Source organism: Erythrobacter sp. JB1-4 (assembly GCF_057365025.1).
Genome location: NZ_CP200292.1, coordinates 490,618 through 505,377 on the forward strand (window position 1 = coordinate 490,618; position 14,760 = coordinate 505,377).

Sequence of the window (14,760 nt, forward strand, 5' to 3'; positions counted from 1 at the left end):
ACATGGACCGCGGTACGATTGGAATTCTCCCTCGCCCAACAACTTTGGCCGATGAAAGCTATCTTGAATTTGTGACCTCTTTCCGCAAGTTCGCCATCCAGCGCGGCTTTCCCGTAATGGCCGCTAATGGCGAGGCGGAGCTAGAACGCGCAGTGGACGCAGGCGAAGTTGCCCGGCCTGACGATGGATCGGACATCCCTCTTGATGAGGTGAAGCAGGTCTTTGCCAAAGTGCCCTTCACCCCGACATGGCAGCGCTTTGTCCGCTCACAACAAGAAATGATGTGGCGCGGCACACGTAAAAGCTTGCTTCGTAAAGGCGATCAACTGCTTGAAGAAATGGAAGCAGCGGAGAAGTCGAACCCCGACAACATCCACTACGATCCCAATTTTGAGCCGCCCAAATACACACGCATGGAAATCCACTGTCAGCCCGGTGGCTACACCGATGATCCCATCGGCGGGCCGGTCTTCCACTATGGCACCAAGATTTTCTACGAAGGGTTCAACGATCAGGACGAGCTTCACATCGAGCTTGCCGAGAAAGCGACACCAACAACCGATGCTGCGCCCAAGAATATCCTCGATATCGGGTGTTCGATCGGTCAGGCGACCACAGTTCTAAAAGACCTTTACCCTGAAGCAGAGGTGTGGGGCCTTGATGTGGGTCTGCCGCTCATCAAATACGCCCACATGCGCGCAACGCAGCGCGGCAAGGATGTGCACTTTAAGCAAGCGCTCGCCGAAGACAGCGGCTTTGCCGATGGCCAGTTTGACATGGTCGTCTCCTACATCCTCTTCCACGAGGTGCCGGTTAAAAAGATGAAGGAAATCATCGCTGAGATGTTCCGCGTGCTTCGTCCTGGCGGGGTGTTCTCGATCTATGAGTTCCCCAACAACAATGACGCGGTAAAAGTTTCCGACGGCCACCGCTTTATGATCGACAATGACAGCCGCGACAATTGCGAACCCTATTCGCCGCAGTTCGTGGCGTCGGACTTTAAGGGCATTACTGAGGACGCTGGCTTTGTGGTCGAACCCGGCCCGCAGCTCGCCAACCCCTTCCTGCAATCGCTGGTAGCGCGCAAACCGGCTTAAGCGTCGGTTTTGAGCCCCAGCAATGGGGTCGTTGCTGGATCGTAGGCGAAGATGCCAAGTGCGTCTTCGTCCTTGATCGGCGTATCGCGGAACATGTCTGGCTTTATCGCTTGGAGGCGCTCACCACCCAGATTGCTCTCGCGTTGGAGGAGGCTGGCGCGCTCTATACGGGTGGCGACATAGCAATCGAGAGCATCGTCCACGTCCTCGCATTCGGCAAAAGCGCGGCCAATGATCACGCCGTCCTCAATCGCACAAGACGCACCCTGCCCCATATAGGGCAGCATCGGGTGGGCAGCATCGCCTAGCAAGACGGTGCGCCCATTTTGCCATTCTTCCAAAGGTTCTCGGATAAACAGGCCCCAGCAGAAGAGCTCTTCTTCCGGGATTTCAGCCAGCAACTCCTGCACGTAAGCCGGGAAACCTGCATATTTGGCGACCAGTTCGCTTTTGTCTGCCTTCACCGCCCAACCTTCTTCGACCCAGCCGTCAGCTTTTGAGAGCGCCACCACATTCACGATATCGGTCCCACGTATGGGATAGCTGACGACATTGCGCCCTTCGTTAAGGTGGTTGATGTTGAGCGCTTCGACGGCGCGCGGGGTGACTTTGTGCGCGGGGATAAGCCCGCGATAGGCAATGTGGCCGCTGAACTCGGGCTCGCCGGTCTCGAACAAAGCATCGCGCACAACCGAGCGCAGGCCATCAGCTGCAATGGCGACGTCTGCCTCGGCGGTGGAGCCGTCTGCAAAGGTGAGCGTAACGCCATCATCGCGCGATATAATCTCGGCGAGGTCGGCGCCCATGACGCAATTCTCCTCGCCAAACGCCTCAATGAGAGCGCCAAGCAAATCGGCGCGGTGGAGTTGCACATAAGGCGCGCCATAGCGCTCGCGGGTGCCCCGGCGGTCTATCGCCATAAGGAGCTCACCCGTTTCGCCATGGCAGAGCTGCTGTTCGAGGGGTTCATTGGCACAGCCGTCGAGGAAATCCGCAAAGCCAAGCGAACACAGCCCCAACACCGCATTGGGCGACATCGAAATCCCCGCCCCCACTTCGCCAAAGGCAGGTGCACGCTCATAGATCCGCACATTCTGTCCCGCTTTCTTCAGCGCAATGCCTGCCACAAGGCCGCCAATGCCGCCGCCGATTATTGCAATCTTGGTCATGAGCCCACTCCTAGACCAAGCGCTCCGGGATTGAGGATACCTTTGGGATCAAGCTCAGATTTGAGCGCCTTCACAAAAGCCAGCACCGGCTCCTCCTTGGTCTCAGCATAAGGGTACATGCGCCCGATCTGGAAATGGGTCCCGCCGTGCTTGCGCATCAGGGCGATGATATCAGCGATCATGGTGCGTGCGAGCTCGCGGCCAGTGAGATTTTCTGGATACTCAGGGAGCCCCGCCAAATAATCCGGTGTCATGCGCGCGTGGTATTCATAGCGTGTGTCGGGCCAGTAAAAGACCGGTTCATAGAGGAAACCAGCGCCCGAAATCCCTGCAAAGAACTCCGCGATTGTCATTCCGCAATCTGCCATTTGCTCAGCATATCGCTGTTTCAAGGCGAGATATTCTGCGTGGAAGCCGTCCATACCATCGGGCGAGAATATGCCGTGAACAGGCACCATTCGGCGGCCATCGGGGTGGGTCACGGGAAGGCTTGGGAACGGATCAGCCCGCATCATCAAAGGCACGGTGTTTACGATCTCGTGCCCGCCCTTGGCGTGAGACCGCAAAGCCTTCACCCGGCTCGCCACATCTTTTAAGTCGCGCCCTTCGATCACAAAGTGGGCGGTGTATTTCGCCTTATCCATAAAGCCGCGTCCGCCCAGCGCCACCCTCGCCATCCGGGCAAGCGCTGCCAGTGGATTGCCCGCCGATACACCCACTTTCCAAAGCGATTTGAGATCACTTACAAGGTTCGGTGGCCCTGCATTCTGGCGCGCGAAATCGGCGTCCATTGCGGTAAACTCACTCGCGAGCCGTCTTCGCGAAACCTCTCCAAAAAGCTTGGCCATCGCGGCAAAATCGTCAAAAGCGAAGGAGAGCCCGGTGACTTTGGCAGGACGCGGTTCGATCTCGAGCGTGACGGCGGTTTTAATCCCCAAAGCGCCCGCGTCATTGGCGAAAAGCCCCGTGAGATCTGGCCCAAAATGGCGGTTGAAAGCGCTTGTTCCGTGCGATCCATCGGAGCCCGTGTGCAGCACTTCGCCAGCGCCGGTGACAATCTCAAAGCTCTTCACCGCATTCGCAGACGCGCCCGCTTGGCCTGATCCGAAGGTGACAGACCCCTGGCTAAGCGATCCGCCCAAAGTCGCGGTCCCTCCAGACATAGGCCCCCAGAACCGCGCGCGCATTCCTACTTCGGCAAGCGCTGTATCGAGCGCTGCCCATGTGCATCCGGCACCTGCCGTTATGTAATCGCGACTAGCGCTGACCTCGCCAATCCAATCAAGGCCGGAGGTGTCGAGCAGGATCGAACGCTCTCCTTGAGGCTGAAACGCATCGGTGTAAGACATGCCGCCGCCGCGCGGATAAAGGCCGATGCCCTCATCTGCGCACAGCTTTACCAAAGCCACCACATCCTCGCGCTTGCTAGGCCTCACAACCGCAAGCGGCAGATCGCCTTCGAAGAACAAATCCTGCGAGAAAAAGCGGCGGTCTGCCTCATCTGTATTGATGCAAACAGGATCGATAACGCCTGCAAGACGTTCCAAAAACACGTCGTGCGAAAGGGTGGGAGGAGCAGATTGGGTCGCCATAATCTCGGTTGTATCAGAGAAAGCGCCTGCCAGCACGAGGGTGCGGCGCGCGCCTATCCGATAGATGGTCAATGCGTAGGGCCTGCATGTTCACAAGCAGCTCAAGGATTAGGTCAGGTTGATGGCAACACTTGCACCCACCACCTCTGATAGCACCAAACGCACGCCGCTAGGCGCGCGGCCGTGGTTTGTGGTTGCAGTGCTCTCGCTGGCTGCAATTGTTGCTTACATCGACCGCCAGATCATCACGCTTTTGGTGGAGCCGATCAAAGCAGACCTTGGCGCAAGCGATGTGCAGATGGGCCTTTTAATGGGCATATCCTTCGCACTCTTCTACGCCGTGCTCGCCATTCCCATCGCGTGGATTGCTGACCGCCAGAACCGCAAGGTGGTGATCCTGGTGGGGCTCGTGTGCTGGTCTGCGGCTACTTTTGCGAGCGGGCTTGCAGGTGTCTTCCTGCTCCTCTTCATCGCGCGCATGTTTATTGGCGTGGGCGAGGCAACGCTCTCGCCCGCCGGCTTTTCCATCATCAGCGACTATTTTTCCAAGGAGAAGCTCCCCGGCCCGATCAGCGTGTTTACAGGCTCCGGCTTTGTGGGGTCTGGCATCGCGCTCATCCTTGGCGGATATCTCTATGCGACGCTTGCCGAGATGGGGCCGACAACGCTGCCGTTTGGGACGTTCGAGCCATGGCAACTCACCTTTATGTGCGTGGCGATGCTCAGCGTGCCTTTGTTCTTGCTTATGCTCTGTATCAAAGAGCCCTCTCGCAAAGAAAATGGGCGCAAAGACTCAAGGCAGGCCACCGCCACTGACGACGCGCCGCCAGCCTTTGAAGTCGCAGGCTTTGTTGGCCGCAATGCAGGCGTATTTATACCACTCTTCCTCGGCTTTTCCTGCCTTGCCGCTGCGCAATATGGCCTTGGCGCTTGGGCCCCCAGCTACTTTATCCGCGTGCATGGGTGGACGCAGCTTGAGGTGGGCCAGATGTTTGGCCCCGTTCTGATGGTGGCAGGTCCGTTGGGCGTTATCTCTGGCGGCTTTCTCGCAGAACGCCTCCTCGCCCGCGGGATGCATGATGCGACTTTGCGCTTGCCGATGATCGCGGCCCTCGCTGCCCTCCCCGCAGCGATTGCTTTCCCATTGGTAAGCTCGCCCATGTTGGCGCTCACCCTTCTCGGCGTCGTGACGCTGCTCGGCACAATCCCCTTTGGCGCGGGCGTTTCGACCTTCCCGCTGATCACCCCCAACCGTATGCGCGCGCAGGTGATGGCAGTGTACCTCTTGATTGCCAATCTCTTGAGCTACTCTGCAGGCCCGCTGCTCATCGGTTGGCTCACCGACAGTGTCTTCGGTGATGAGAAAGCCATCAACCTCTCCCTCGCCTTTGCGCCCCCTGCGACCATCGCAGCAGGCGCGCTCCTCATCCTTCTCGCCATTCGCCCTTACCGCGCAATGGTGGCTACCCAATCCAATGGAGAAATGTGAACCATGCCCCTGATTGACCTCATCCCAGAGACAACCTCTTTCATGTCCAAATCCAAGGGCATTTTGGTGGGCGGCCAGTGGTCCGATGCGACCGGTGACGGCGTGATCAATGTCGTGAACCCTTCCGATGGCGCGACCCTGAGCGCGATTGCCGATGCGAGCGCTGAAGACGTAAATCGCGCCGTGGCAGCGGCTCGCAAGGCATTTGACGAAGGGCCATGGCCAAGCATGAAGCCGGGTGAGCGCGCGGCAATGATCCATGCCTTTGCCGATAAGATCGCGGCTAATCACGAAGAGCTAGCGCAGCTTGAGACGCTCGACACAGGTAAGCCGATCAATTCCTCTCGCGGAGAAGTCTTCGCCGCCATCGGCGCGATCCGTTATTACGCAGGCTGGGCCGACAAGATCACTGGCACCACCCACAACATCAATATGCCAGGCGATTATCACGTCTACACGCTGAAAGAGGCGGTGGGTGTCGCGGCGCTTGTGGTGCCGTGGAACTACCCGATTGTGATGGCGGCAATGAAGCTTGGGCCGTGTTTGGCAGCGGGCTGTACCGCAGTCCTAAAACCTGCTGAGGACACCTCGCTCACTGCGCTTCGTCTTGGCGAACTGTCTCTCGAAGCTGGCCTCCCAGAGGGCGTTCTCAACGTCGTCACGGGCTACGGCGCAACCGCTGGCAATGCCCTCATTCACCACAAGGGCATCGATAAAATCGCCTTCACTGGCTCCACCGTCACAGGCAAAGTGATTGCTCACGCGGCGGCGGAAAACCTCAAAAAGGTCAGCCTTGAGCTGGGCGGTAAATCGCCCAACATCATCATGCCTGATGCGGATCTTGAGACCGCTATCCCCGCAAGCGCGATGAGCATTTTCTGGAACACCGGCCAAACCTGCACGGCAGCTTCGCGCCTCTATGTCCATGAAGACATCAAGGACGAAGTGATCAAGGGCGTTGCCGAGGTTGGCAAATCTCTAAAACTGGGCGCTGGGCTTGATGAAGAGACACAGATCGGCCCCATCGTATCGGAAAAACAATTCGATAAGGTCCAGGACTACATCGAACTCGGCGCAAGCGAAGGTGCAGAAATCGCGTCTGGCGGCGGGCGTCACGGCAACAGCGGCTTCTTTATCGAGCCAACCGTCATCGCTAACACTACTAATGATATGCGCGTCGTGCGAGAGGAAATCTTTGGCCCTGTACTGGTGACCCAGACCTTTAAGACCGAAGACGAAGCCATCGCGCTTGCCAATGACAGCGATTATGGGCTCGCCGGTTCTGTCTGGACCAAGGATGTCTCCACCGCGCACCGCATGGCGCGCCGGATCAAGGCGGGCATTATCGGTGTCAATAATGCGTCTGGCGCGGATTGGGATGTGCCTCTTGGTGGGTACAAGCAATCGGGCATTGGGCGCGAAAACGGGCGTGATGGGCTTGAGCTTTATCTCCAAACCAAATCGGTGTTCACGACTTTGTGAGTGGGAGGGACTATGAACGATGTGCATTACCCAACTGAAGTGAACCGCGTCGATATTGGCGATGCGGAACTCCATGTCGAAGTGACCGGCAGCGGGCCTGACCTGCTGCTTGTCGCTGGATTAGGCGGGCGCGGCGCGTTTTGGAGCAATCAGGTCCAAGCCTTTGCGAAGCATTTCCGCGTCATCACCTTCGACCACAGAGGTTGTGGCAATTCGACGCCTGACAAGGTCGTGTTTGGCGCAGAGCATATGGCCGCAGATGTGCTTGCCATGATGGATGCGATGGGCATTGAAAAGGCGCGCTTTGTTGGCCACTCCACCGGGGGGGCGATCGGGCAATACATCGCTTTGGAAAACCCAGAGCGCCTTGAACGCATGGTGCTTTCCTGCAGTTGGGCCGGGCCTGACGCCTATTTGACGCAACTGTTCCGCACACGGCGCGAGATCCTCATCAGCTGCGGCCCGCAAGCGTACCTCACCACCGGCACCTATCTCGCTATGCCGCCCAGCGTGCTTCAGCCGCAAATGGCGGATGCTGAGACGAGCGCCCGCAAATTTATGGAAGAGCGCCTTGCCGCTTTCCCCGGACTTGAGGTGGAACTCTCGCGCATCAATGCGGTCTACACCCATGATCTGCGCAGTCGCCTCCATGAAATCACTGTGCCCACTTTCTGCATCGGCGCGATGGACGATTCCATAACGCCGCCCGGCTTTACCCAGGAAATGGGCGAGCTGATCGAAGGGGCCGAGGTTCACCTGCTCGAGCGCGGCGGGCACTTCGCCCCGATTGCAGCCACGGTCGATTACAACCCGCGCGTGCTCGAATTTTTGACGGCTTAAGGAGCGCTTATGTCTAAGGAAAGCCCCTACCCACCCGTGGGCCACGTCACAAAAGGCCATTCGGTCATCGTTGGCCCGGATGAAGGCCGCTCACTATGGCAGCCCATGCCCAGCCGGGGCTATGTCAATGTGAACCTTACCGCTGACAATATGCCTTATGACACGTGGTCGAGCGGCATTCAGGTCATGCCCCCCGGCTGCATGGTGCGTGAACATGGGCATAAACAGAACCACGAGCTGGTCTTCGTTTATGAAGGCACGGGCGTTGTCGATATTGATGGGGAGGAGACCGAGTTTGGCCCCGGCACCACCATCCTGTTTGCGCGCAATTGCACCCATTGGATCAGGAATACGGGCGAGACGGACATGAAGATGTTCTGGGTCTTCTTTCCGCCGGGCCTCGAAGACTGGTTCTACGCCATTGGCAAAGACCGGACACCCGGTGACCCGATGCCAGAGCCTTTTGACCGGCCTGACAATGTGCAGGAAGTCATGACCAAAATGCGCTTTCTGCCGCCCCGAACCACCTGATCACACCGCTGGATAGACAATGCGAATAATTCCCCAATCCGTGGTAGAGCGGCTGCTCCCCGTCAGCGCCTGTGTCGATGTCATGCGCGAGGCTATGATTGCTGTCTCAAAGGGCGATGTGACCCTGCCCATCCGCCAATTTATGCCAGTGCCGGGAGCGGCGGGCAAAATGGCGATTATGCCGGGTTCACTTGGCACCGCGGGCGAGGCGCAAGACGCCAGTTTCGGGATTAAGCTCGTGTGCAAATATGAGCGGCCTCAGGACGATCCGCTCGGCACTCACGTTGGCATGGTGCTCCTGTTTGACAGTGTGAAAGGTGTGCCACTGGGGATGGTTGAGGGATCGTCCCTCACCGCAATCCGCACCTCAGCGGCAAGCGCGCTTGCGACCGATCTGATGGCGCGAAAGGATGCCAAAAGCCTCGCAATCATTGGCAATGGCGAGCAAGCCGCGCGCCATGTTGATGCGATGATGGCGGTGCGGCCGATCTCTGAAATCACCGTTTGGGGCCGTGATTTGGCGCGTGCGGAGGTTTTTGCCAAGGCCACTGCCGAGCGTGTTGGACTTCCCATGCGCGTGGTGAGTACAGCGGCGGAAGCGGTGGCAGACGCGGACATTGTCTGCACCACTACCTCTGCCAAAGAACCGGTGCTGGGAGGCGCAGACCTTAAGCCGGGCCAACACATCAATTTGGTCGGAGCCGCAATTCCAACCAGCGCCGAAGTCGACAGCGAAGCCGTCGCGCGCAGCCGCTTTGTGGTCGACTACCGCGCCGCTGCTATGGCCGCCGCCGGGGAATTGTTGAACGCAATCGAAGACGGAACCGTCACCGGAGACCACATCGCTGGCGAGATCGGTGAAATCGCAGCAGGTAGCGTCGCTGGCCGCATATCTGACGATGAAATCACCATGTACAAATCGCTTGGCGTGTCAGCGCAGGACTTAGCCGCTGCCCATGCTGTGTGGTCAGCTGCAGAGGCCGAAGACGCGGGTGAAACGGTGGACTTGCTGGGATGAGAGCTGCGCGCACAGTGCTGTTCGGCGCAGCCTTACTGGCACTGTCAGCCTGCGCATCTTCACCTACGCCAAGCAACACTCGGCCCGCACCCGTGCTGTGCAGCGACAAACTAGCGGGTTCTTACAGCAGTTTCGAACTCACCGTCTTTTTGGGCGAGCGCGAGGTTCCCCTGACCGTATTTCACCCGGATAAGCCCGGCACCTATCCTCTGATCGCTTTCTCCCACGGCGCCTTTGCTGCGCCGGGTCGATACGAAGCGATGCTGGGGCCATTGGCTGGCGCTGGCAATGTCGTCATCGCGCCCATGCATGTCGATAGCGAGGAGATGGAGCGCGCGGAGCCTGCCTCAGCGCAAGAGCAATGGATCACCCGCAATGAAGATTTGGCGTTCGCGCTGACGCCCAATGGAGAAATCCGCGCAGCGCTCGGTGCAAGAGGGCTTTTCGTTGAAACCAATCGAGCGGTCGCCATGGGGCACAGTTTTGGTGCGCTGATGGCGCAGTTTGCGGGGGCGCAAAGCCGGCTGAAGGCAGCCCCGGAGGCACGGACTGGGCAGTCTGGAATGTGGGCGCGGTCGTCGCCTTTTCCCCTCCCGGTCCAATCCCATCGCGGCTTACCGCTGAGACCTGGGAAGGTTTCACAGTCCCCTCCCTCACAATCACAGGGGACGCGGACATACTGCCCGGTTTTATCGATGATTGGACGCTCCATAAGGCGAGTTTTGACAACGCCCCCCATGGCCTTGCTGAATTATGGACCGGAGCAGGCGTCGATCATTATTTCGGCGGAGTGTTCGGGCGGGTAAAGCCAGCCGACGAAACCGCTCGCGCGATGTTTGACCGCGCTATGGCTCAGACCCTTGGCTTTATTGAGCGCAACACCAGCAATCCTGCACCTTGCGATCCGGGTGAGGCCATTCCCGGCGAGAGTTACGAGCGCAACTAGGTCCGGTTGAAGAACGCCCTCTTGGTCTCTTCGCTTGGGTTGCCGACTTTCATATCGCTTTTGAGAACCGCCATGCCGCGCTGAACCGCAGGTCTTGCCTCGACCTTTTCGATCCACGAGGCAACATTGGGAAATTTCGCAATATCAACGCCGTGCAATTGTTGCTGGCGCGCATCCATCCATGGGTAGGTCGCCATATCGGCAACACCGTAATCACAGGTTGGCGTCATCCATTCGTTCTCGCCAAGGTGCCGGTCGACAAGGCCGTAGAGCCGCTGGACCTCCCCCGAATAGCGATTGATCGCATAGGGGACTTGCTCATCGGCATAGCCGCGAAAGTGCCCGCATTGGCCGAACATTGGCCCGATATTGGCGCATTGGAAGAACACCCATTGGCGGATGAGGGACTGCTGCACCGGGTCCTCTGACCAGAATTTCCCGGTCTTTTCGCACAGGTAAAGGAGGATTGCCCCGCTCTCGAACACCTCATGCACCACGCCGCCCGGCCCGTTGTGATCGACGATAGCGGGGACGCGGTTGTTGGGGCTGATCGCGATAAAGTCGCTCGCGTGCTGCTCGCCTTTGAGGATGTTGATCGGCTTGACCGAATAATCGAGGCCGAACTCTTCCAAAGCGATGGAGATTTTGTGCCCATTGGGCGTAGGCCAGAAGTAGAAGTTGATCATTCGCCATTTGCCTTTTGCGCGGCGAGCACCTCCTGGATGGCATCTTGCAAACGCCTGGCCGAAGTGTCGCCCGTGAAGTCTACGTTATAGTGTGAACGGACCGAGGGCCGGGTCAGCGCCTCATCATACCAATCGGACAAAGCAGGCCGACCCTCTCTCCAATTGAAATTGGGGTAGATCGGGTCCTTCGCCTCATAAAACTCAGCGCGGAAACCCAGATAGCTAATCGCATGGAGCATCGCGGCATGGCCGATATCAAAGCGGTCCCAGCCCTTGGCGGCTTCTGCATCCATCCAATCGAGCGAGCGGATAAACTTGGGCCACATGCGCTCAAACACATACATGTTCCATTGCTCAGGCTCCTGCCATTGCTCGGCGACCATTTGCACGGTGCCCTCAAAAATCGTGTCCGCCATGGCAAGCCGCGTGATCGCATCCCAGCGCGCTTCGCCGGGTTCGGGATACATCTTTGCCGCTTTGGAATGGGCATCGAGGAATTCGCAAACCGCTTGGCTGCCGAAGATCACTTGGCCCGTATCGGTCGCCAAGGTCGGTACTTTGCTCAAGGGATTGATCGCAGCGATGGAGTAAGCCTCGCCCTGATCTTCACCTTCGAGGTTTTTGAAGGGGAAAGTCGCGATGAAATCAATATCGTCCCACAACCCGCATTCATGGGCTGTGACCAGCACTTTGTGAATGAAGGTATGGAACGGAGAATAAAACAGCTTCATTGGGGTACCTCCGCTCCAGCTCAAATCAATGCGCGCCGACTTTCTGGTGGTCGGGGGAGACGTCCTTCGTAGAAAGCTCGCCCGCGTCCTCTTTTTCCTTCATTTTTTTGAAGGTGTCGTACTCATTGACCCCGCCCATATCGCGCTTGGGCCAGCGGGTGGCGAAGCCGGTGGGGTAGCGGCTGTCATCATCCTTGCGGCCATCTTGCGACCACACCAGCGGGAAGAGATCCCCTTCAGGCTTTTCGCCATCCAGCATCTCATCAAAGCTCACCCCTGCGATGTTGAGGCAATCGGGGCGCGGCGCCCAGCGGATGTCGTCGCCAAAAACGCGCTCTGAAATGGCGACACGCCAATCATCGGTCGGATTTCCGGCCGAATAATGCAGCACCCATGGATGCACGATTAGCATATCACCCGGATCCATTTCCCATTTGAGGAAGCGCAGGCCCTCTTCACCGCGGCGGCTCTCAATCTCAGGATGAGGCACGCGGTCGTCAGGCTTGATCATCTTGCGGGCATTGGGACTGAACAGCCAATAGGGCACATCGTCATTTTGCGTGCCAGCCAGCACTTCAAGACAGTTCTCTTCCACAATCGGCGTCAGTGGTATCCAAAGCGAAGGCACCATCTTGCCTTCGACCGGAAACGCCATGCGGTCACAGTGCCACAAGGTCGCGGCATCGGATTGCGGAGGCTTGGCGAAGAACTCATCAAAGAAGAAGCGGATTTCCTTGGACTGGAGCACTTTGCCCGCCGCCTCTGCCACGGGTCCCTCGAACATCAGCTTGCGATATTCAGGGATGCAGCGCGCCATGTAGCGGCCAGGGATTGTGGGGAGGAGGCCCACATCCTTTTTCTCGACAATGACCTCGCGCGCTTCTTTCAAGAGCGCATTGACCCAATCCTGGCTCAGCACCTTGCGAATGCATACCGCACCGTCGCGGTTGTAAGTGTCGATATCCTCTTGCGTGATATCTACGAGGGGCGAAGTGTTGAGAGGCATTGTCTTTGGCTCCTTTGATATCGCTGAAGTAAGCTATCGCGCTTTGGCTTTAAGGGCAGCGCCCAATTCTAACCGATGATCGGATAAGTCAAAGCGCGCTTACCGCACAGCGGAGACGCGGGCCAATTTCGCGCCTCTTCGAAATATGCACACCTATTGAGGGTTCCGGGATACAATTCGGAGCACTCGATGAAAGAGTATAACACCAAAGTTGTTGTCGCAGGGGCCGGGCCAGTTGGCACCGTTGCTGCCTATCTGCTGGCTCAGCAAGGGATTGAGGTTGTCTTGGTAGAGGCGCAGGAAGATTGCGCGCTCGACCTACGTGCATCGACGTTTCACCCGCCTACCCTGGAGATGCTCGACCAGTTTGGGATTACTGAGAAGCTGATTGAGATGGGCCTGAAAGCGCCGATCTATCACTTCCGTGAGCGGCAATCGGGCGAAGTTATCGACTTTGACCTGAGCGAGCTTTCCGACCTCACCCGCTTCCCTTTCCGGGTGCAATGCGAACAATACCACCTCTCGCGCATGTTGTCAGAAGCCGTGCGCGGTGCGTCGGGCGCTGAAGTGCTCTTCAACCACCGCGTCGTGGGCTACGAACAGGATGCGCAAGGAGTTAGCGCCTATGTCGAAAGCCCGACGGAAATCGTGAAGATCAACGCCGAATATCTGATCGGTGCCGACGGCTCCAACTCAATGGTCCGCAAATGGATGGGCACAGGCTTTGACGGCTTCACCTATCCAGAGCGCTTTCTTTGCTACACCTCGAAAGTGCCGCTGGAAGAGCATCTGCCTAACCTTTCTTATGTGAACTACGTCTCTGATCCGGAAGAGTGGATGGTGCTTTTGCGCGTGCCGTCGCTTTGGCGCATTTTGGTGCCCGCGAAAGATGAGATGTCAGATGATGAGCTGCGCGCCGATGCCAAGAAGAACGAAGTGTTCGACCGGCTGCTTGGCGATGGTGAGGCGGTGGAGACCGTTCACCGAACGATTTACCGGGTGCACCAACGCGTCGCCAAAAACTTCGTGGATGGGCGCGTTGCGATCATCGGCGATGCGGCGCACCTCAACAATCCGATCGGCGGGTTTGGCATGAACAGCGGCATCCATGACGCGTTCAACCTGTGCGAAAAGCTGGACGGGATTTTCAACCACGGGATGGACGCAAGCGAGCGGCTTGGCCTGTTCGACCGTCAGCGCCGCACCACCACACATGATTTTATCCAGGCCCAAACGATCAAGAATATGGAGTATCTCTCCGATGGTCAGGGCAAGCTTCATGAAAAGCGAAAAAGCGATCTGCTTGCGAAGAAGGAAGACCCGGATCAGCGCCGTGAATTCCTGATCCGTCAGGCGATGATCCAGTGCCTCGAGGATGAAAAGGCGATCGCTTAATGTCTGTTTGGGAACGTCCAAATCCTGATGTTCAGGGGCACCGAAAGCTCTTCGGCGTCCTTGGCCCTTCGACCAATACCATTGTGCAACCCGACTTTGACGATCTGCGCGTCCCCGGTGTCACCAATCACTACAGCCGCATTGTCGTCGATGATGCACAGGCGATTTCTGACGAGACCTTTATGGCGGGCACGCTGGAGATCAGCCGCAATACGCTCGATGCGGTGCGAGGTGTCCTTACATGCAACCCCGATTACCTTGTGATGGGCATGTCGGCGGTCACATTTTACGGCGGGGCAAAGGGCGCGGAGGAATGGCGCTCCAACATCGAAGAGGCGAGCGGACTTAAGCTGTGCACCGGCTCCCAGTCCCTGATCGAAGCCTTCAATGCCTATGGCGGGAACATCAAAAAGATTGCGGTCGTCTCGCCCTATTACCCTTCTGCCAATGCTCAAGTGGCACACTTTATGTCCGACCACGGGATTGAGGTCGTGCGCGACACCTGTCTTAAATGCCCGAGTTGGACTTCGATCGCGCAAGTGCCGACTGCGACTTTGCGCGATGAATTGCACAAGCTCGACGGCGATGATGTCGATGCATTGGTGCAGGTTGGCACAAACCTGTCGATGACCCGCCTCGCAGCAGCAGCTGAGCTCTATCTGGGTAAACCAGTGATCGCGATCAATACCGCGACCTATTGGAACGCGCTGCGGCAAAACGGCATTACAGATAAGGTGTACGGCTTTGGGCGATTGCTTGAAGAGTTTTAGAGGACCCT

14 protein-coding genes and 1 pseudogene are annotated in these 14,760 nt (G+C 57.9%); 10 read left to right on the top strand and 5 right to left on the bottom strand.

All coding sequences use genetic code 11. The annotated features are described in order from the left end of the window. Positions 1 to 2: 2 nt before the first annotated feature. A complete protein-coding gene (locus tag AC0V61_RS02255; protein ID WP_486155644.1) occupies positions 3 to 1,097 on the top strand; it encodes a class I SAM-dependent methyltransferase in 1,095 nt (364 codons plus the stop codon). On the opposite strand, the gene AC0V61_RS02260 is transcribed toward AC0V61_RS02255, so the two are convergent. Then, positions 1,094 to 2,266, bottom strand: coding sequence for an FAD-dependent monooxygenase (locus AC0V61_RS02260; protein ID WP_486155645.1), 1,173 nt, complete (start codon positions 2,264 to 2,266; stop codon positions 1,094 to 1,096). The two genes, AC0V61_RS02255 and AC0V61_RS02260, sit on opposite strands and share 4 nt — an antisense overlap. Continuing rightward, complete coding sequence (locus tag AC0V61_RS02265; protein ID WP_486155646.1) at positions 2,263 to 3,930, bottom strand: FAD-binding oxidoreductase; 1,668 nt, start codon at positions 3,928 to 3,930, stop codon at positions 2,263 to 2,265. The genes AC0V61_RS02260 and AC0V61_RS02265 overlap by 4 nt, the downstream gene beginning before the upstream one ends. Before the next feature lie 49 nt (positions 3,931 to 3,979). Here AC0V61_RS02265 and AC0V61_RS02270 point away from each other — a divergent pair, with 49 nt between their 5' ends. The 7 genes and pseudogenes from AC0V61_RS02270 (at position 3,980) to AC0V61_RS02300 (ending at position 10,164) form a co-directional block, all read left to right on the top strand. Further along, positions 3,980 to 5,347, top strand: coding sequence for an MFS transporter (locus AC0V61_RS02270; RefSeq protein ID WP_486155647.1), 1,368 nt, complete (start codon positions 3,980 to 3,982; stop codon positions 5,345 to 5,347). A 3-nt stretch (positions 5,348 to 5,350) separates the two neighbouring features. Next, the gene (locus AC0V61_RS02275) at positions 5,351 to 6,829 is read left to right on the top strand and encodes an aldehyde dehydrogenase family protein (protein ID WP_486155648.1); all 1,479 of its coding nucleotides are present in this window, start codon (positions 5,351 to 5,353) and stop codon (positions 6,827 to 6,829) included. 12 nt (positions 6,830 to 6,841) lie between these two features. Further along, a complete protein-coding gene (locus tag AC0V61_RS02280; RefSeq protein WP_486155649.1) occupies positions 6,842 to 7,669 on the top strand; it encodes an alpha/beta fold hydrolase in 828 nt (275 codons plus the stop codon). Between the two features lie 9 nt (positions 7,670 to 7,678). Beyond that, the gene (locus AC0V61_RS02285) at positions 7,679 to 8,200 is read left to right on the top strand and encodes a cupin domain-containing protein (protein ID WP_486155650.1); all 522 of its coding nucleotides are present in this window, start codon (positions 7,679 to 7,681) and stop codon (positions 8,198 to 8,200) included. 19 nt (positions 8,201 to 8,219) lie between these two features. Further along, positions 8,220 to 9,218 carry an ornithine cyclodeaminase family protein gene (locus tag AC0V61_RS02290; protein ID WP_486155651.1) on the top strand — a complete coding sequence of 333 codons (999 nt, stop codon included), beginning with the start codon at positions 8,220 to 8,222 and terminating at the stop codon, positions 9,216 to 9,218. Continuing rightward, a pseudogene (locus AC0V61_RS02295) lies at positions 9,215 to 9,703 on the top strand (alpha/beta hydrolase); the annotation flags it as partial. The gene AC0V61_RS02290 and the pseudogene AC0V61_RS02295, both read left to right, overlap by 4 nt. An 80-nt stretch (positions 9,704 to 9,783) precedes the next feature. Further along, positions 9,784 to 10,164, top strand: a complete 381-nt coding sequence (locus tag AC0V61_RS02300; protein ID WP_486159614.1) for a hypothetical protein — start codon at positions 9,784 to 9,786, stop codon at positions 10,162 to 10,164. Here AC0V61_RS02300 and AC0V61_RS02305 read toward each other — a convergent pair. Genes AC0V61_RS02305 through AC0V61_RS02315 form a run of 3 tightly spaced genes read right to left on the bottom strand, consistent with a single transcriptional unit; the run spans position 10,161 to position 12,587 of the window. Further along, a complete protein-coding gene (locus AC0V61_RS02305) occupies positions 10,161 to 10,850 on the bottom strand; it encodes a glutathione S-transferase N-terminal domain-containing protein (protein ID WP_486155652.1) in 690 nt (229 codons plus the stop codon). The two genes, AC0V61_RS02300 and AC0V61_RS02305, sit on opposite strands and share 4 nt — an antisense overlap. Next, entirely contained in the window at positions 10,847 to 11,581 is a 735-nt protein-coding gene (locus AC0V61_RS02310; RefSeq protein ID WP_486155653.1) for a glutathione S-transferase family protein, read from the bottom strand. Before AC0V61_RS02310 ends, AC0V61_RS02305 begins: the two co-directional genes overlap by 4 nt. A gap of 25 nt (positions 11,582 to 11,606) precedes the next feature. Continuing rightward, positions 11,607 to 12,587 (bottom strand): phytanoyl-CoA dioxygenase family protein, encoded by a 981-nt coding sequence (locus tag AC0V61_RS02315; protein ID WP_486155654.1) that lies wholly within the window; start codon positions 12,585 to 12,587, stop codon positions 11,607 to 11,609. A 189-nt stretch (positions 12,588 to 12,776) separates the two neighbouring features. On the opposite strand from AC0V61_RS02315, the gene AC0V61_RS02320 reads away from it, so the two are divergent. After that, positions 12,777 to 13,982, top strand: a complete 1,206-nt coding sequence (locus AC0V61_RS02320) for an FAD-dependent oxidoreductase (RefSeq protein ID WP_486155655.1) — start codon at positions 12,777 to 12,779, stop codon at positions 13,980 to 13,982. Beyond that, the gene (locus AC0V61_RS02325) at positions 13,982 to 14,752 is read left to right on the top strand and encodes a maleate cis-trans isomerase family protein (protein WP_486155656.1); all 771 of its coding nucleotides are present in this window, start codon (positions 13,982 to 13,984) and stop codon (positions 14,750 to 14,752) included. The genes AC0V61_RS02320 and AC0V61_RS02325 overlap by 1 nt, the downstream gene beginning before the upstream one ends. Positions 14,753 to 14,760: the final 8 nt, after the last annotated feature.